The organism is Streptomyces sp. NPDC057002 (genome assembly GCF_042673825.1).
Classification (GTDB): domain Bacteria; phylum Actinomycetota; class Actinomycetes; order Streptomycetales; family Streptomycetaceae; genus Streptomyces.
The window spans coordinates 1,303,408-1,320,812 of the sequence record NZ_JBHURZ010000001.1 but is presented as its reverse complement, the minus strand read 5'-3'; the positions used below and the strand labels follow the sequence as shown (position 1 = coordinate 1,320,812).

The window sequence follows — 17,405 nt, the reverse complement described above, 5'->3', positions numbered from 1 at the left end:
CCCCTTCGTGAGGGTTCCGCCCCCGTCAGATCACACAGCCCGCATGGGCCAGCGCCTGCTTCAGCAGCACTCCGTGTCCGCCCGGCATCTCGCTCTGCACCGCCTCGGAGACGGCCTCCTGCGGGCTGAACCACACCAGGTCCAGCGCGTCCTGCCGGGGCCGGCAGTCGCCCGTCACCGGCACGATGTAGGCCAGCGACACCGCGTGCTGGCGGGGGTCGTGGTACGCCGTGACGCCCTGGGTCGGGAAGTACTCCGCGACCGTGAAGGGCTGGAGCGAGGCCGGGACGCGGGGAAGCGCGACCGGGCCGAGGTCCTTCTCCAGATGGCGCAGAAGGGCGTCGCGGACGCGCTCGTGGTGCAGCACCCGGCCTGAGACCAGCGTCCGGCTGACCGTTCCGTCGGGCCCGATGCGCAGCAGCACACCGACACTGGTGACTTCGCCGCTGTCGTCGACGCGTACCGGGACGGCCTCGACGTACAGGATCGGCATGCGGGCGCGTGTCATCTCCAGTTCGTCGGAGGACAGCCAGCCGGGCGTGGTATCGGTCATGTCAGACATTGCTTGATCATACTTTCAGCCGTTCGGACTTCCTGGATAGCCGCTCCAGGGGAACTGTGACCGGCCCCACGCCGTCCTAATCCCCTCCCGGCACGTCGTCCGGCAGCCGGTAGACCCGCAGGGCGTTGTCCCGCCCGGCCCACCGCGCGATCCGCAGCGCGTCCGGCAGGGACAGTTCGTCGGCGTCCACCCGCTCCTGGAGCAGCCCCGAAAGCCCTTGCCGGAAGGCGAGCGCCCCGAGGTGGAAGAACTCGGCCACACCGTACGCGTCGGAGCTGTACAGCAGTTTGCGGAACGGTGTGATCTCCAGGGCCTCCGCGAGGACCGCACCGGCCCGGGCGGGGCCGACGTAGTGCAGGGTGAGACCGACGTCGAGGTACACCTGCTCGAAGACCGCCGCGAGGTAGGCGGCCTGCCGCTGGTAGGGCCAGCAGTGCAGCAGCAGGACGGGAATCGTCCCGGCGGTCAGGTGCAGCCAGTCCGTGAGCCGGCTGGGGTCGGCCCGGTGCAGCCGGATGTCGTTGTCGCCGAACCCGGTGTGGAGCTGGAGCGGCAGGCCCAGGTCGACGGCGGTCCACAGCAGGTGCCGTACGAGGACCGGATCGGCCAGCCGGCCGCCGCGGGCCGACCAGCGCCGGGCCGCCTCGGTGACCTCCGGGTCCGAGGGGCGGGCCGGGTCCAGGTCGAAGCCGGTGCGGTAGGCCGCCACCGACTTCACGGCCACCACCCCGGGCCGCCGTACGGCGTCGAGCGCGGCCGCGCGGAAGGCGTCCGCGTACGCGTCCGCCTCGACCCCCGCGGCCCGCACCGACTCGGCGACGCTCTCCAGCCGCACGACCTCGTACGCGGACCCGCCCGCGGCGTCGGCGAGTTGGGGCGGGGTGGTGAGGCTGTCGGGGTCGAGGCCGGTGTCCACGCAGAGGACGTCCGTGCCCGAGGCGCGAAGGAAGCGCCGCTGCACCTCGTGCCGGCCCAGTTCGGAGCGCCGGGCGAGGTACTCCTCGGCGGGAGCGTGCCGGGGCAGGTCCAGCAGGGGAGCGCAGTGGCGGCGCACGGCCACGCCCACGGGGCTGTCGAAGGGTGAGACGCCCGGCCAGACGTCGCCCTCCGTGATGAGCGACTCGAAGGCCGCGCGGTCGAGGTCTGCGGTGACGGTGCCGTGGCAGTGGTGGTCGACCAGCCTCAGGGCGTCGAGCGTCTCGCGGACCGCGCCCACGTCAGTACTTCCAGCGGTACGCCGTCGCCACCTGGTCGTCGTCCAGCCCGGCCACGGACGCCAGTTCGCCCCGCCGTACGGCGATCACCGCGTCGGCCAGGACCGGTCCCAGTGCCGCGCGCAGCGCCTCGTCCTCGCGGAACGCCTCGACGGCCTCCTGCAGCGTGACCGGCAGCCGCCGCACGCCACGGGCCGCCGCGTCCGCCTCCGCCAGCCGTGCCGGGTCCCCGGTGATCTCCCCGGGCAGGGCGGCCGACGAGGACAGGCCGTCCAGTCCGGCGGCGATCAGGGAGCCGATGGCGAGGTAGGGGTTGGCGGCCAGGTCGACGGGTTTGATCTCCAGGTTGGCCGCCTGGTCGCGCAGGCCCGCGGTGCCCGTGATGACGCGCAGTGCGGTCTCCCGTGTCTCGCGGCCCCAGGCGGTGAACACCCCTGCCCACTGGGAGGGCCTGAGCCGCAGATAGCTCGCCGGGCTCGGGGCGGTCACGGCCGTGAGGCCGGGCAGATGGGCGAGGAGGCCGGCCGTGAACGACTCCGCCTCGGCCGTCATGCCGTACCGGCCCTCGCCCCCGGAGTGCAGACTCACGCCGTCACGCCAGGCGGAGAGGTGGACATGGCCGCCGTTTCCGACGCCCTGGCCCACGACGGCCGGCGCGAAGGAGACCCGGAACCCGTGCCGCTGGGCCACCGCGCGGACGGTCTGCCGCACCAGCACGCTGCGGTCGGCCGCCGCCACCGGATCGACGGCACCCACCGAGATCTCGAACTGCCCGGCCGCGTACTCGGGATGGACCTGTTCCACGTCGATGCCCTGCGCCGCGCAGGCCGCCAGCAGATCGGCGGTGTAGTCGCCGAGCTCGACCTGCCGGGCGGCCCCGTAGGCCGGTCCGGTCGTCGCGGGCACGAAGGTGTCGCCGGGCGCGTCGCCCCGGGCCACGGTCCACTCGATCTCGATGGCCGCCCGGAAGGCGAGGCCGTGGCGCTCTGCCGCCTCGGTGACGACCCGGCGCAGGAACGTGCGCGTGCAGCCGGGATGCAGCTCCCCGTCCTGGGTGATCCGGTCGACGGGCGCCCATGCCCAGCCGGGCTGCCCGGCCAGCACCACCAGCTGGTCGAGGTCGGGGTAGAGGCGCAGGTCGCCGTCGGGGGAGCCGAGGACGTCGGTGGTGACGATGGAGTCGTTCGCCAGGAACGTGTCGAACACCGGGGACATGCCGACGCCCCAGGCCGCGGCGGAGGCGAGCCGGGCCGTCGGGACGGTCTTCACCCGGCCGATGCCCGCGGTGTCGACGTAGGCCAGCACGACGCCGTGCACGCCCCGGCCGGAGAGCTCGCCGCTCAGCGCGGTGGCCCGCTCGACGTCGCCGGGGCGGCCGCCGGGCACGGGATCGGCAAGGGTCGTCATACGCCTCTTCCTCTGGTCAGGGCTTCACGGCCACCGCGCCGAACTGCGGTACCAGCACGCCCGAGCCGGCCTCGGCATGCCACTGCCCGCACGACACCATGCCCGGTTCGAGCAGCTCGAGGCCCCCGAAGAACGCGGCGATGTCCGTGCCGCCGCGGGCGGTGATCGGGGGAGTGGCGTTCTCGTTCCAGAACTTCATGGCCGGGATCTGGCCCGCGCCGCCGAGCTCGTCGTCGAAGGTGGGGTGGGTGAGGACCAGGAAGCTGCCGGAGGGGACCGCGGCCATCACGCGGCGCACGATGTCCCGGGCCTGCTCGGTGTCCAGCACGAAGTTGAGGATGCCCAGCATCATGACGGCGACTGGCCGGGTGAAGTCGAGGGTGTTCCGAGCCCGTTCGACGATGGCGTCCGGGTCGTGCACATCGGCGTCGAGGTAGGCGGTGACGCCGTCCCGGGTGCCCGTCAGCAGGGTGCGGGCGTGCGCCAGCACGATCGGGTCGTTGTCGACGTAGACGATCCGTGAGTCGGGCGCGATCCGCTGGGCGATCTCGTGGGTGTTGTCCGCCGTCGGCAGCCCCGTGCCGATGTCGAGGAACTGCCGCACTCCGCGCTCGCCGGCCAGGTACGACACGGCCCGGCCCAGGAACTCCCGGTCCGCCCGGGCGATGTCCCGGATGATCGGGAACATGCCGGCGACGTGCTCGCCGACCTGCTGGTCGACCTCGTAGTTGTCCTTGCCGCCGATCCAGTAGTTCCACACGCGCGCGTTGTGCGCCACACCGGTGTTCAGCCGCGCCGAGCCGCTCGGCGGGGTGTGGCTCTCACTCACGTCTCTTCCTCTCCTCGCACGAGCGGCCGGAGAACCGGCCATCGCCGCCATTGTGCCGCTCCGGTGATCACGCTGTCCCGGGAATCGGCAGAGGCGGGGAGGCGGTCGGCGGGGCGGTCGGCGTGCAGGAGAGGTCGGCGGGCCTTACTCGACCTCGCTGGGGTCCGGAGAGGGCGTCTTGCCGGCCAGCACGTCCTTCAGATTCTGGGTGCCGATCTTCACCGCCTGTTCGGCGGAGTCCTGCTCGTCCCCGTCGAGCCCGCCCGCCGTGACGGTGATGGCGTCGTTGCCGACCCGTACGGCCGCCACGGTCAGCGTCAGCGTGGCCTCCGCGCCCCCGGTCGTGCCCCGCACCGTCACCCGCAGGCCCTCACGGGCGTCGCCCACCTTCGGCAGCGAGGTCTCGATGACCTGGGCGGTGCGCTGTTCGCCGTCCTCGGTGACGCTGAACTGGTCGCACTTCTCCGGCAGGGTCGCCATCCAGTTCAGGGAGTCCTGCGGGTCGGTCCGGTCGTAGGAGGCGACCTGGTACAGCAGGCGTGAGTCGCCCTGCTGGAAGCCGCGCAGCGCGTTCGCTCCCGACGGCCTGCCCAGCAGATCGTCGTCGAAGAGGGAGTTCATGAGGCGCTGGCAGTCGGCCGCGTCGGTCTTGGCGGTGAGGAAGTCGGAGACGTCGACCGTGCCGATGACCAGACTGTCGTTCCAGTTCTCGGCCTCCGTGTCCTTGACCTGGGTCCAGTCGTCCTCGATGTCGGCTTCGGTGATCAGCGCGGCCTGGGCGCCGTCCTCGGTGAGGGTGGCGGTGGGCGAGGGGGTCTGCTGCTTCCCGGCGACCTGTGTCGCGGTGACGCCCGACGCCCGCGAACCGTCGCCGTCGCCGTCGTCCGAGCAGGCGGCGGTGGTCAGCAGGGCGCCTGCCGCCAGGGCGGAGGAGAGAACGCGGGCGAGCGGGGACGGACGACGGGTCATCAAGAGTGCCTCCTGAGAACGTGACGCGTGTCCTCAGCGCATCACCGGCACCGACGGCCCACCAGCGGCACCGGACTGATCGGGTGAGCGCGTCCCGAAGCGCGGACGCCTCACGCCCCGGCCTGCGCGTGCCCGTTCTGCCAGGCCCAGGCCGCGATCTCGACGCGGTTCCGGGCGGCCAGTTTGAGCTGGACGCTGGACAGGTGCGTCTTGACCGTGGAGAGGGAGACATACAGTTCGGCCGCGATCTCGGCGTTGGTGCGGCCGAGGGCGACCAGGCGGACCACGTCCAGTTCGCGCTCGGTCAAGGGCTCCCTGAGCGGGGCCGCGGGGGCCGGGGAAACCGGCCGCGGCGCGCTGTCGGCGGCCGGAGCCGCGGTGATGTGCCTGAGCAGCCGGACCGTGACCGAAGGGGAGACCAGCGAGTCGCCCGCGGCGGCGGCACGGACGGCCTCCGCGAGCAGGGTCGGCCCGGAGTCCTTGAGCAGGAAGCCGCAGGCGCCGCCGCGCAGCGCGCCGTACACGTACTCGTCGAGATCGAAGGTCGTGACCACGACCACCCGCAGGGGATCGGCGACATCCGGTCCGGCCAGCAGCCGGGTCGCCTCCAGGCCGTCCAGCTTCGGCATCCGGATGTCCAGCAGACACACGTCCGGCCGCTCACGGCGGGCCAGCGCCAGGGCCTCCTCGCCGTCCCGGGCCTCGGCGACCACGGTGATGTCCGGCTGGGCGTCGAGGAAGAAGCGGAATCCGGTGCGGACCATGTCCTGGTCGTCCGCGATGAGCACCCGGATGGGAGCGCCGGAGCGGCCGGCGGCGGGGACGCCGGGGCCCGGTGGGACGGGGGTCGTCATGGGTCGATCATGCCTCAGGGTGGGGGCCGGGCAGGGGCCTCAGGTGGTAGCGGCCGGAGCGGCTCCATCCTCGCCCGCGGTCCCGGGCGCCCGCCTCCGCCGAACGGCCGGGTCCGGGGACCGGCCCTCGGCCGTTCGGCCGATCCCGCCGCGTGGGGGCCTCGCCTACCGTGATCCGCATGAGATCCACCTCCCCCCGGGGCTGCGCGCGGGGCTTCGGCGTCGGGTTCCTCGTGGCGGCCGCGGTCTACGACCTGCTGATCGCCGGCGGCTTCGGCGGTGGCCTCTGGCTGCCGGCGGCGGTGCTCCTCGCCGGGTTGGCCGCGGTGCTGTGGCCGGTCGAGCGGCGGCCGCCGTGGCTCACCCCGCAGCTGCGCACCGCCGGGCCCGCCCTGCTCTCCGTGCTCTTCACGACGGCCGTGCTGCTGACGGACCGGGCGGAGGTGCCGTTCGGGCCGGGCGAGGTCGTGATCCTGCTGAGCCTGCTGTTCATCGCCGTACGCCACTGCCCGTGGCCGTGGGCCCTGCTGTGCGGTGCGCTCGACGGGGCGGCCCTGCTGCTGTTGCCGGTGCGGTACTTCCGGTCGTTGCAGGACGAAATGCTGGCGTTCGCCGTGATCGGGCTGATCCTGATCGGGCTCACCGCCGGACTCGCCGCGTATCTGCGCTCCCTGGACTATCGGCGCACCGTCGCGGTCAGCGAGACCCGCCGCGCCGAACGCGTCGCGATCGCCGCCGACCTGCACGACTTCGTCGCCCACCACGTCACCGGGATCCTCGTGCAGACGCAGGTGGCCCGCATGATGGCCGACCGGCGGCCGCAGGAGGACCTGGACCCCGTCCTGGCCGGTATCGAGCGCGCCGCGACGGAGGCGCTGGCCTCCATGCGGCGCACGGTCGGCGTGCTGCGGGACACCGGTCCCGAGGCCGCCGACCGCCGCCCCGTCGGCGATCTGGCCGGCATCTCCGACCTGGTCGCACGCTTCGCGAGCCCGGTCCAGAAGTCCGTCCTGCACCGTGACCCGGCCGTCTCCGACGACCTGCCGCACGAGGTGCAGGCGGCGGCCTTCCGGGTCGTCCAGGAGGCGCTGACCAACGTACGGCGCCACGCGGCCGACGCCACACGGGTCACCGTCCGGCTGGCCTGCCCGGGCGACCGGCTGGAGGTCACGGTGACGGACGACGGCCATGGCGGCACCCAGCTCCCGGAGGCCGCCCACGGCGGCGGCTTCGGCCTGGTCGGCCTGACGGAACGGGTGACCGCGCTGGGCGGCGAACTGCGCGCCGGGCCGCGCGGGGGCCCGGCCGGGGAAGCGGGCGCGGGCTGGCAGGTGCGGGCGGTGTTCCCGGCGGGGGAGCCGTGAGCGAGCCGCTCCGCACCTGGCTTCCCGGCTCCCGCGCGCTGTTCAATGAAGCTGTACACCCGCCGAGCGCGAGAGGAGCCGCCCGTGTCACCCGCCGTCGTGCCGCCCGTCGGCGCGCGTATCCGGCAGGCCCGCCAGGAGCGCGGCACGAGCCTGCGCGCCCTGGCCAGGGAGGTCGGCGTGTCGGCGAGTCTCGTGTCGCAGATCGAGACCGGCAAGAGCCAGCCGTCGGTCAGCACGCTGTACGCGATCACGACGGCCCTCGGGATCTCCGTGGAGTCCCTCTTCGACGCACGGGCCTCGTCGCCCGTGGTGGGTGCGAGCACGCCCGGATCCCTCCCGCACGCCCTCGCGGCCTTCGCCGCCGACCCGGGCCGGCGTATCGGCCCGCTGGCCGGCGCGGGTGAGCGCGAGACGCTGGAACTGGACTCGGGGGTCGTGTGGGAGCGCCTCGGGCGGGTGCCGGGCGCGGACGTCGACTTCCTGCTGGTGACCTACCGGCCCGGCGGCTCCTCCGCGGGCTCCGGCGGACTGATGCGGCACGGGGGTACCGAGTACGGCTATCTGACCTCCGGCGAGCTGATCCTCACCCTCGGTTTCGACGAGTACACGGTGCGCCCGGGCGACGCCGTCTGCTTCGAGTCGACGACTCCCCACCGTTACCGCAACGATGGAGAGGTACCCGCTGTGGGCGTCTGGTTCGTGTCCGGCGATGTTCAGTGACACTTGACACTCCTGTCACCCGGGCGTTCACTCCGAAGTGGGGGTGGTCGCCATGGCGATCCGCACATACGGCCCCAACGCCGTCGACTGGGAAGAGCGCATCGACCTGGACCGGCTGCGCGGGCAGCGGCTGGCCCGGCTGCACGAGTCCCTGAACCGGTCCGCGCTGGGCGCGGTGCTCAGCTTCGACTTCGCCAACATCCGCTACATGACGGCCACCCACATCGGCACCTGGGCGATGGACAAGCTGATCCGCTTCGCCCTGCTGGTGCGCGACGGCGAACCGGTCGTCTGGGACTTCGGCTCCGCCGCCCGCCACCACCAGCTGTACAACCCGTGGCTGGACTACAGCGACGGCAAGGGCGGCCCGCCCACCGGCGCCCGCGCCGGCATCTCCACCCTGCGCGGCGCCTTCCACCCGGATGCCGGGATCGCCGAGGACGTCGCCGCCAAGATCGCCGCCGAGCTGCGGGAACACGGGCTGGCGAACGAACCGCTCGGCGTCGACGTCGCCGAGATGCCGGTCCTGGCCGCACTGCGGGCCGAGGGCATCGACGTCGTCGACGGACAGCAGGTCTTCCTGGAGGCCCGCCGGATCAAGACCGGTGACGAGATCGCCCTGCTCACCCAGGCCTGCGCCATGGTGGACGCGGCGTACGAGGAGCTGTACGGCTACCTGCGCCCGGGTGTCCGCGAGAACGAGTGCGTCGGGGTCGTCAGCAAGGTCCTCTACGACCTCGGCAGCGAGTACGTCGAGGGCGTCAACGCCATCTCGGGCGAGCGCTGTTCACCGCATCCGCATGTCTACAGCGACCGCCTGATCCGCCCCGGAGATCCTGCCTTCTTCGACATTCTGCACAGCCACCTCGGCTACCGCACCTGCTACTACCGCACCTTCGCCGTGGGCAGCGCCTCCCGCGCGCAACGGGACGCCTATGTGCGCTGCCGGGAGTACATGGACCAGGCGATCGCGCTCGTCCGGCCCGGCGCGACCACCGCCGACATCGTCCGGGTCTGGCCGCGCGCCGAGGAGTTCGGCTTCGCCGACGAGACCGCCGCCTTCGCCCTGCAGTACGGCCATGGCGTCGGCCTGTCGATCTGGGAGAAGCCGATCTTCAGCCGTCTGGTCTCCCTCGACCACCCCGAAGTCCTCGAGGAGGGCATGGTGTTCGCCCTGGAGACCTACTGGCCGGCCGCCGACGGCTGGTCCGCCGCCCGCATCGAGGAGGAACTGGTCGTCACCGCCGACGGCTGCGAGGTGATCACCAAGTTCCCCGCCGAGGAGCTGCTGGTGGCCGGGCGGAAGTACTGGACGGTGGGCGGCGAGCTGAACACCCGCCGTGAGGCGCAGTCCCATCTCAACACCTCCCGTGGCGACGGGGCGGGCTGATGGAACCGGCCGGACTCCTCGCCGCCTACGAGCGGATGGCCGTCATCCGCCGTACGGAGAAGGCCGCCCACGACCTGTTCCTGCAAGGCCTGGTGAAGGGCACCACCCACCTCGCCGCCGGGCAGGAGGCGATCGCCGTGGGCGCGAGTGCCGCCCTGCGCCCCGACGACTATGTGTTCGCCACCTATAGAGGCCACCACCATGCCCTCGCCCGGGGCGCCACCCCCGAGGAGTGTCTGGCCGAGCTGATGAGCCGGGCGACCGGGCTGTGCCGGGCCAAGGGCGGCTCCATGCACCTGACCAAGGCGGCCACCGGCATGCTCGGCTCGTACGCCATCGTCGGATCCCACCTCCCCATGGCGGTCGGCGCGGCCTGGTCGGCCCGGCTGCGGGGGACCGAGCAGCTCGCGGTCGCCTTCTTCGGCGACGGCGCCACCAACATCGGCGCCTTCCACGAGTCGCTCAACCTGGCCGCCGTGTGGAAACTGCCCGTGCTGTTCGTGTGCGAGAACAACCTGTACATGGAGTACACGCCGATCGCCGACGTCACGGCGGTGCCCCGGCCGGCCGCCGACCGGGCCCCCGCGTACGGCATCCCGGGCGAGGTCGTCGACGGCAACGACGTGGTGGCCGTGGCGGAGGCGGTGGGGCGGCTCGCGGGGCGGGCCCGGGCCGGAGACGGGCCCGCCGTGCTGGAGGCGGAGACCTACCGGCACTTCGGGCACAGCCGCTCCGACCCGGCGACCTACCGCCCGGCCGAGGAGGTCGAACGGTGGCTGAAGCACGACCCGTTGGACCTCGCCCGGGGACGGCTCGCCGAGCTGGGCATCGGGGCGGAGGCGGTCGCGGAGGCCGACGAGCGGGCCGGGGCCGTCGTCGAGCGGGCCGTCGAGGCGGCGAAGGCCGCGCCGCCGCCCGACCCGCGGGAGGCACTGACCGACGTATGGGCCGACGGGGGTGCCGCATGGCGGACGTGATCACCTACCGGGACGCCGTCGCCGAGGGCATCGCACGCGAGATGCGCCGGGACGCGTCGGTGGTGTGCCTCGGGGAGGACATCGGCGCGGCCGGCGGGGTGTTCAAGACGACCGTCGGGCTGCACAAGGAGTTCGGGCCCGAGCGGGTGTGGGACACGCCCATCTCCGAACAGGCCATCGTGGGCGCGGCGATGGGCGCCGCCATGACCGGGATGCGGCCCGTCGCGGAGATCATGTTCTCCGACTTCCTGGCCTGCTGCTGGGACTACCTCGCCAACGAGATCCCCAAGGTCCGCTACATGACCGGCGGGCAGGTGACCGTGCCGCTCGTCGTGCGCACCGCCAACGGCGGCGGACTCGGCTTCGGGGCCCAGCACTCCCAGGCCACCGAGAACTGGGCGCTGACCGTCCCCGGCCTGAAGATCGCGGCACCGGCGACGCCCGCCGACGTCATCGGCATGCTGGCGGCGGCGATCCGCAGCGACGACCCCGTGGTCTTCTTCGAGCACAAGGCCCTCCTGGCCTCCAAGGGCGCCCCGCCACCGCCCGGTCACCTCGTCGAGCTGGGGCGGGCCGCCGTCGTGCGCGAGGGCGCGGACGTCACGCTCGTCGCGCTGGCCTCGATGGTGCCGCTGGCCCTGCGGGCCGCCGACGTGCTGTCGGGGGAGGGGATCGAGGCGGAGGTGATCGACCTGCGCTCGCTGGTCCCGCTGGACACCGCGACCGTCCTCGCCTCTCTCGGCAGAACCTCGCGACTCGTCACCGTGGAGGAGAACCCGTACCAGGGCGGCTGGGGCGCCACCGTCGTCTCGGTCGTCGCCGACGAGGGATTCGGCCTGCTGGACGCGCCCGTGCGGCGGGTGGCGGGGGAGTGCGTCCCGCTGCCGTTCGCCGACGCGCTGGAGGAGCAGGTCATCCCCACCGTCGACAAGGTCGTCACGGCGGTCCGAAGACTCGCCGCCTACTGAGCTGCCCGCCGGCCCCGTACCGAACAGCCCATGGGAGGAAGCGCGATGACCACAAGGACACTGCTGCGCGCCGGTCACGTGATCTCGATGGACCCCGACATCGGGGACCTGCCCCAGGGGGACGTCCTCGTCGAGGACGGCAGGATCGCGGCCGTGCGGCCCGAGATCAGCGCCGACGCCGAGGTCCTCGACATGACCGGCCGAATCGTCATCCCCGGTTTCGTCGACACCCACCGCCACACCTGGGAGGCCCCGATCCGGGGCGTCGCGCCCGACGCCACCCTCGACGACTACTTCGTCGACGTCCTCGACAGCTTCGCACCCCTCTACACCCCGGAGGACGTCTACGCCGGCAACCTCGCGGGCACGCTCGAATGCCTCAACGCCGGCATCACCACGCTCGTCGACTGGTCCCACATCAACAACACCCCCGAGCACCCGGACGCCGCGATCCAGGGCCTGAAGGAATCCGGCATCCGGGCGCAGTACGCGTACGGCAGCGCCAACACGTCCCTCGCCGAGTACTGGTTCGAGAGCAAGATCGCGATCCCGGCGGACGACGTCCGCAGGATCCGGTCGACGCACTTCGCCTCCGACGACGGCCTGCTGACCATGGGCCTCGCCACCCGCGGACCCGGCTTCTGCGTCAACGAGGTCGTCGCCGCCGAGTGGGCCCTGGCGCGCGAGCTGGGCATCCCGATCACCGTGCACGTCGCCATGGGGCGCCTCGCCGGCCGCTTCGGCATGGTCAAGCAGCTGCACGGCATGGGCCTCCTCGGCCCGGACACCACCTACGTCCACTGCTGCTACTTCAGCGAGGAGGAGTGGCGGATGGTCGCCGACAGCGGCGGCACGGTGTCCGTCGCCCCGCAGGTGGAGCTCCAGATGGGGCACGGCTGGCCGCCCGTGATGCAGGCGATCGAGCACGGGCTGCGCCCCTCGCTCAGCATCGATGTCGTCACCACCGTGCCCGGCGACATGTTCACCCAGATCCGGGCCGCCTTCGGCGCCGAACGCGCCCGTGTCAACGCCGACTGCTGGCAGGCCAACATGCCGGTGCCCAGCACCATGCTGACAGCACGTCAGATGCTGGAGATCGCCACCCTCAACGGCGCCCACGTCGCCGGTCTCGAGGACCGAACCGGCTCCCTGACGCCCGGCAAGCGCGCCGACATCGTCGCGATCGACGCCACCGCGCCGAACGTCTCCCCCGTGCACGACGCGGCAGCCGCGGTCACTCTGTGCGCGGACGTGTCCAACGTGGACACCGTCCTGGTCGACGGCGTGATCCACAAGCGCGACGGGAGGCTGCTCGCCGACACCGGGCGGGCCCGCCGGCTCGTCGAGGAGTCCCGCGACCGGCTCCTCGCGGCGAAGGAGGCGAAGGGGGAGAGGGCCACGGCATGACGAACCACCTGGTGCGCCGCGCCGCCGACCGGCCCGATCCGCCGTACGACGGCCACGGCCACCGGCGGCGGACGCTGGTCGGCGAGGACGACGGCAGTGTGCACACCGGCTTCGGCCTCTGCGAACTGCGGCCGGACGGCCGTGTGCCCGCCCATGTGCACTCGTACGAGGAGACCTTCCACATCCTCGACGGGGCCGTGATCCTGGACGTGCCCGAGGGGGCGTACCTCCTGCGGGAGGGCGACTACGGCCTCCTGCCGACCGGCGTCCCGCACGCCTGGCGCGGGGCCGGGAACACCGGCGGGCGGTGGGCGGACATGCTGGCCCCCGTGCCGCGGGCGCGCTACGGGCACGACACCCAGGCGGTGCCGGAGCTGCCCGCCCGCGACCCCGTCCCCATCGATGTCCGCGACCCGCGCACCCGGACCTTCGGGCACTTCGAGCCCGACCAGATGGATCCCGCCAAACAGTCCCAGGACCTGCTGGCCGTGACGGCGAGCATGCGGACCGCGCTGCTGGTCTACAGCGGCATCACCGTGAAGATGATGGTCGACGGCGACCTTGGCGCGGTCGCCTCGACGATGTTCATGGTGCGGTACGCGTCCGACGGCGTCATCGGCACGCACGACCACCCCTTCGAGGAGACGTATCTGATCCTCGAGGGCGTGGCGGAGGCCACCCTCGACGGCGAGCGGTACCGGCTGGAACCCGGGGACCTCGCGTGGGCGGGCGCCGGTTGTGTGCATGGGTTCGTCAACGCCGGGCAGGGGCCCCTGAGGTGGCTGGAGACCCAGGCGCCGCAGCCGCCGTCGCGACACTCCTACCGGTTCACGCGGGACTGGGACTACCTGCGCCAGGCGCTTGAGGAGGAGTCATGAGCAGTGTCCTTGTCGTCGGAGGCACGTCGGGTATCGGCCTCGAGTTCGCCCGGACCCGGGCCGAGTGCGGGGACGACGTGGTCCTGACCGGCCGCGACGCCCACCGCGCCGACACGCTCGCCAAGGAGTTCGGTGCCCGGGGCCTCGCCCTCGACCTGGCTCGACCACTGGAGGTCGCGGCGTCGCTTGCCGAGGTGGGGCGCGTCGACCATCTGGTGATCGCGGGTGTCTCCCGGGACGACAACAAGGTGACCGAGTACGACATCGACGCCGCCCTGCGGCTGGTCACCCTGAAACTCGTCGGCTACACCGAGGTCGTGCACACGCTGCGCACCCGGCTGCACGACGACAGCGCCATCGTGCTGTTCGGCGGGCAGGCCAAGGAACGCCCCTATCCGGGCGCGACGACGGTGGCGACCGTCAACGCGGGTGTGCGCGGCCTGATGAACTCCCTGGCCGTGGAACTCGCCCCGGTCCGGGTCAACTCCGTGCATCCGGGTGTCGTCGGCGACAGCCCGTACTGGCAGTCCAAACCGGAGAAGGTCCTCACCACGCTGCGCACCGAGACACCGACGGGCCGCCTCGCCACGATGGCGGACGTGGTGGACGCGGTCGACTTCCTGCTGCGCAACCGTTCGGTCAACGCGGTCGAACTGAGCGTGGACGGAGGCTGGCTGCTGGGGTGAGGTTCCGGGCCGGGGACCTGGCGGGTCACCCGGCCCGCCGCAGGGTGTCCTCGGCGATCTCCTTGTCCACCGCCGCCCGCACCAGCGCGGCGGCGAGGACGGCCGGGTCGGTCTTTCCGGCCAGTTCGGCGAGGCGCTCCGGATCCTTCGGCAGCTTCAGCCGCTCGGCGCCCTGGAGGGCCTTGCCGTCCAGGTAGGGCGCCGCCTCGGGCCAGACGCCCTGCGCCTCGCGCAGGAAGATGTCGGTTCCGGCCGGTCCCATTCCGGGGAACTCTCGCAGGAGGTGGCGCAGTTCGGACACCTTGCCGTCCGCCTCCCGGCGCAGTCGCCGCAGATCGCCGCCCCACCGCTCGTTCAGCAGCTCGGCCGCGTCGCCCAGCTGGGTGGCCGTGCGCTCGTCGTAGCGCCGGTAGCCGCCCCGCCCGAGCGCGTCGACCCGCTCCTGCCAGTCGGCCTCGGCCATGCGGCGCGGATCGCGCAGCCCCGCCTCGTGCAGGGCACGGGCGGTGGCCAGCGCGATCGAGCCGCGGATACGGGCACTGAGCAGATGGGACAGCACCAGCAGCCGGTACAGCGGCTGCGGGGTGTCCTTCAGCCGGATGCCCGCCTCGTCCGCGTACGTCCGGCCGTGCGCGCCGAGGAGTTCGCGTACGACGCGCTCCTGGCGGCTCATGACTACGCCTTCAGCGGATCGTGGCCGACCGTCATCAGCCGGTGCCGGCGGCGCGTGTCCTCGGCCGTCACCTCCGGCAGCGGTTCGTTCTCCAGGTCCACCTGGGAGGTGACCCTGTCCACGACGTTCCGCATCACCCGCAGATCGTCCTCGGTCAGGTCGGTGCGCCGCTTCTGGAGGATCGCCAGGACATGCTGTCCGGTCTCGCTCCCCGCCTGGTCGGGCAGCGGCTCCGCGTCCTCGTCGGCGTCCCGCATCCGCAGCCAGGCCGCGAGTTCCTGCGAGGTCATGTTCACCACGCGGTGGAAGTCCTCCCACAGCGCGTCGAGTTCAAGGGCGTCGGTCATCGGGTGCCCCTTTCATACGTTCGTGCGCGCGCCGGTCAGCCCTCGCGGGGGAAGTTCTCGGCGTCGAACATCCACCGCTGCTTCTCCAGCTCCGCGGTGATGCTGATCAGCAGGTCCTGCGTGACCAGGTCCGCCTTCTCGGTCGCGTCGATGCGCTCGCGCAGCCGGCCGACGGCGTCCTGGAGGGACTCCACCATCACCCGCACGGCGTCCGAGTCACGCACCCAGCCCTCCTGGGGCGCGGGCAGCGTGAACGTCTTGGCGATGGTCTCCGGCCGGCCGTCCGGCGGCACACCCAGCGCAGCGGACCGCTCCGCGACCGTGTCGGCGAAGTTCCGCGCGGCCGTCACCACCTCGTCGAGCTGGAGGTGGATGGACCGGAAGCGCGGTCCGACGATGTTCCAGTGCGCCTGCTTGCCGATCAGCGAGAGTCCGAGCAGGTCGACCAGGGTGTCCTGGAGTGCCTCGCAGGAGACCCGGCGGGCCTCGTCGGGCAGTGTGCTCCTCACGGCCGTCATAGGGCGCTTCTCCTTCTCGCGTCGTTCCTCGTGGTCCGGAGCAGTGCGTCACGCTCCTCCTCGCAGGTCCCGCCCCACACGCCCGAGGCCTGGCCGCTGCCCAGCGCGAAGCTCAGACACTGGCCGGTCACCGGGCAGCGCGCGCAGATCCGCTTCGCGGCCGCGACGTCCCGCAGGGCCGGACCCGCCGTGCCCACGGGAAAGAACAACTCGGGGTCCTCGTCCACGCAGGCGGCGTTCCGCAACCACTCCATGACCGCGCGGGTGCCCCGGGCGCACTGGTGCAAACGCGACCCGTGACGCCTCTCGACCGGCCCGGAGATGCTGTGCCTACCTGCGGCGACGCCCGCCCCGAACCGTGTGGCCTTGGAATCTTCACAGGCGGCGGGACGAGGGTCTATAGTCCGAAACTAGCAGTGCTAATTAATGTGCGGTGTGAGGAGCCTCTCGTGCGTCCCGTCCACTTCGCGGCCGCCCGCCGCACCCCCATCGGCAAGCTCAGGGGATCCCTCTCCCCGGTACGGCCCGACGACCTCGCCGCGACCGTGATCCGGGCGCTGACCGGCGACGTGCCCGCGCTGGACCCGGCCCGTGTCGACGACGTCTACTGGGGCGCCGCCAACCAGGCCGGCGAGGACAACCGCAACGTCGCCCGCATGGCAGCCCTGCTCGCCGGCCTCCCCGAGTCCGTCCCCGGGGCGACGGTCAACCGGCTCTGCGCGTCGGGCCTGGAGGCCGTGACCACGGCCGCCCGCGCCATCGCCGCCGGTGAGGCCGACATCGTGATCGCGGGCGGCTCCGAGTCGATGAGCCGCGCTCCCTTCGTCCTGCCCCGCCCCGACGAGGCCCTGCCCCATCGCATCGAGACCGTCGACACCCGCCTCGGCTGGCGCCTGGTCAACCCCGCGATGCGGGACCTGCACGGCCTGCTGTCCATGGGCGAGACGGCGGAGGAGGTCGCCGCGCGGTACGGCATCGGGCGCGAACGCCAGGACGAATTCGCCCTGCGCAGCCACCAACGCGCCGCCCTCGCCCGCAAGGACGGCCACTTCGACGACGAACTCCTGCCCGTGGAACGCCCCGACGGCGTGGTCGTCGACACCGACGAGTGCGTCCGCGAGGACACCTCGTACGAGAAGCTGTCCCGGCTGAAGCCGGTCTTCCGGGACGGCGGCACGGTCACCGCGGGCAACGCCTCCCCGATGAACGACGGCGCCGCCGGTCTCCTCCTGGTCAGCGAGGAGGCCCTGACCGAGCTGGGCCTTGAGTCCCTGGGCCGCTACGTCGCCGGCGCCTCCGCCGGTGTCCACCCCGACGTCATGGGCATCGGCCCGGTCCCCGCCACCCGCAAGGCCCTGGCCCGCGCCGGCTGGAGCGTAGGCGACCTGGAGGAGGCCGAGTTCAACGAGGCCTTCGCGGCCCAGGCCCTGGCCTGCGTGGACCAGCTCGGCATCGACCCCGGCCTGGTCAACCCGAGCGGCGGCGCCATCGCCCTCGGCCACCCCCTGGGCTGCTCGGGCGCCCGCATCCTGACGACGCTGCTCCACCGGATGCGCCGTACGGGGGCGGGGCGGGGGCTGGCGACGATGTGTGTGGGGGTCGGTCAGGGGGGCGCGCTTCTCGTCGAACGGGCGTAGTA

19 protein-coding genes are annotated in these 17,405 nt (G+C 72.6%); 9 read left to right on the top strand and 10 right to left on the bottom strand.

Features of this window, described 5'->3' with window-relative positions; translation table 11 throughout:
- Positions 1 to 25: 25 nt before the first annotated feature.
- The 6 genes from ACFT32_RS05935 to ACFT32_RS05910 all read right to left on the bottom strand — a co-directional run bounded on the left by ACFT32_RS05935 (position 26) and on the right by ACFT32_RS05910 (position 5,835).
- A complete protein-coding gene (locus ACFT32_RS05935) occupies positions 26 to 562 on the bottom strand; it encodes an NUDIX hydrolase family protein (RefSeq protein WP_382486254.1) in 537 nt (178 codons plus the stop codon).
- Between the two features lie 76 nt (positions 563 to 638).
- The gene (locus tag ACFT32_RS05930) at positions 639 to 1,778 is read right to left on the bottom strand and encodes an amidohydrolase family protein (RefSeq protein WP_382486252.1); all 1,140 of its coding nucleotides are present in this window, start codon (positions 1,776 to 1,778) and stop codon (positions 639 to 641) included.
- Between the two features lies 1 nt (position 1,779).
- A complete protein-coding gene (locus tag ACFT32_RS05925; protein ID WP_382486250.1) occupies positions 1,780 to 3,183 on the bottom strand; it encodes a glutamine synthetase in 1,404 nt (467 codons plus the stop codon).
- 16 nt (positions 3,184 to 3,199) lie between these two features.
- Entirely contained in the window at positions 3,200 to 4,012 is an 813-nt protein-coding gene (locus ACFT32_RS05920; protein ID WP_382486248.1) for an SAM-dependent methyltransferase, read from the bottom strand.
- Positions 4,013 to 4,156: 144 nt separating this feature from the next.
- Entirely contained in the window at positions 4,157 to 4,981 is an 825-nt protein-coding gene (locus ACFT32_RS05915; RefSeq protein WP_382486246.1) for a hypothetical protein, read from the bottom strand.
- A gap of 110 nt (positions 4,982 to 5,091) precedes the next feature.
- Positions 5,092 to 5,835 carry a response regulator gene (locus ACFT32_RS05910; protein WP_382486244.1) on the bottom strand — a complete coding sequence of 248 codons (744 nt, stop codon included), beginning with the start codon at positions 5,833 to 5,835 and terminating at the stop codon, positions 5,092 to 5,094.
- A gap of 179 nt (positions 5,836 to 6,014) precedes the next feature.
- Here ACFT32_RS05910 and ACFT32_RS05905 point away from each other — a divergent pair, with 179 nt between their 5' ends.
- The 8 genes from ACFT32_RS05905 (at position 6,015) to ACFT32_RS05870 (ending at position 14,228) form a co-directional block, all read left to right on the top strand.
- Positions 6,015 to 7,199 (top strand): sensor histidine kinase, encoded by a 1,185-nt coding sequence (locus ACFT32_RS05905; RefSeq protein ID WP_382486242.1) that lies wholly within the window; start codon positions 6,015 to 6,017, stop codon positions 7,197 to 7,199.
- A gap of 84 nt (positions 7,200 to 7,283) precedes the next feature.
- Positions 7,284 to 7,922, top strand: coding sequence for a helix-turn-helix domain-containing protein (locus ACFT32_RS05900; protein ID WP_382486240.1), 639 nt, complete (start codon positions 7,284 to 7,286; stop codon positions 7,920 to 7,922).
- 52 nt (positions 7,923 to 7,974) lie between these two features.
- Complete coding sequence (locus tag ACFT32_RS05895; RefSeq protein WP_382486238.1) at positions 7,975 to 9,312, top strand: M24 family metallopeptidase; 1,338 nt, start codon at positions 7,975 to 7,977, stop codon at positions 9,310 to 9,312.
- Positions 9,312 to 10,289 carry a thiamine pyrophosphate-dependent dehydrogenase E1 component subunit alpha gene (locus ACFT32_RS05890; RefSeq protein ID WP_382486236.1) on the top strand — a complete coding sequence of 326 codons (978 nt, stop codon included), beginning with the start codon at positions 9,312 to 9,314 and terminating at the stop codon, positions 10,287 to 10,289. Before ACFT32_RS05895 ends, ACFT32_RS05890 begins: the two co-directional genes overlap by 1 nt.
- Entirely contained in the window at positions 10,277 to 11,257 is a 981-nt protein-coding gene (locus ACFT32_RS05885) for an alpha-ketoacid dehydrogenase subunit beta (protein ID WP_382486234.1), read from the top strand. Before ACFT32_RS05890 ends, ACFT32_RS05885 begins: the two co-directional genes overlap by 13 nt.
- 45 nt (positions 11,258 to 11,302) lie before the next feature.
- Complete coding sequence (locus ACFT32_RS05880) at positions 11,303 to 12,664, top strand: amidohydrolase family protein (protein ID WP_382486232.1); 1,362 nt, start codon at positions 11,303 to 11,305, stop codon at positions 12,662 to 12,664.
- Positions 12,661 to 13,542: a cupin domain-containing protein gene (locus ACFT32_RS05875; RefSeq protein WP_382486230.1), complete on the top strand. Its 882-nt coding sequence runs from the start codon at positions 12,661 to 12,663 to the stop codon at positions 13,540 to 13,542. The genes ACFT32_RS05880 and ACFT32_RS05875 overlap by 4 nt, the downstream gene beginning before the upstream one ends.
- Positions 13,539 to 14,228 carry an SDR family oxidoreductase gene (locus ACFT32_RS05870; RefSeq protein WP_382486229.1) on the top strand — a complete coding sequence of 230 codons (690 nt, stop codon included), beginning with the start codon at positions 13,539 to 13,541 and terminating at the stop codon, positions 14,226 to 14,228. Before ACFT32_RS05875 ends, ACFT32_RS05870 begins: the two co-directional genes overlap by 4 nt.
- A 25-nt stretch (positions 14,229 to 14,253) precedes the next feature.
- On the opposite strand, the gene ACFT32_RS05865 is transcribed toward ACFT32_RS05870, so the two are convergent.
- The 4 genes from ACFT32_RS05865 to ACFT32_RS05850 are packed head-to-tail and all read right to left on the bottom strand — an operon-like array spanning position 14,254 to position 16,020.
- Positions 14,254 to 14,901, bottom strand: a complete 648-nt coding sequence (locus tag ACFT32_RS05865; RefSeq protein WP_382486227.1) for an endonuclease — start codon at positions 14,899 to 14,901, stop codon at positions 14,254 to 14,256.
- Positions 14,902 to 14,903: 2 nt separating this feature from the next.
- Complete coding sequence (locus ACFT32_RS05860; RefSeq protein ID WP_382486225.1) at positions 14,904 to 15,248, bottom strand: DUF3140 domain-containing protein; 345 nt, start codon at positions 15,246 to 15,248, stop codon at positions 14,904 to 14,906.
- 35 nt (positions 15,249 to 15,283) lie between these two features.
- Positions 15,284 to 15,766 (bottom strand): Dps family protein, encoded by a 483-nt coding sequence (locus ACFT32_RS05855; RefSeq protein ID WP_382486224.1) that lies wholly within the window; start codon positions 15,764 to 15,766, stop codon positions 15,284 to 15,286.
- The gene (locus ACFT32_RS05850; RefSeq protein ID WP_382486222.1) at positions 15,763 to 16,020 is read right to left on the bottom strand and encodes a WhiB family transcriptional regulator; all 258 of its coding nucleotides are present in this window, start codon (positions 16,018 to 16,020) and stop codon (positions 15,763 to 15,765) included. The genes ACFT32_RS05855 and ACFT32_RS05850 overlap by 4 nt, the downstream gene beginning before the upstream one ends.
- A 195-nt stretch (positions 16,021 to 16,215) precedes the next feature.
- On the opposite strand from ACFT32_RS05850, the gene ACFT32_RS05845 reads away from it, so the two are divergent.
- Complete coding sequence (locus ACFT32_RS05845) at positions 16,216 to 17,403, top strand: thiolase family protein (RefSeq protein ID WP_382486220.1); 1,188 nt, start codon at positions 16,216 to 16,218, stop codon at positions 17,401 to 17,403.
- Positions 17,404 to 17,405 lie beyond the last annotated feature (2 nt).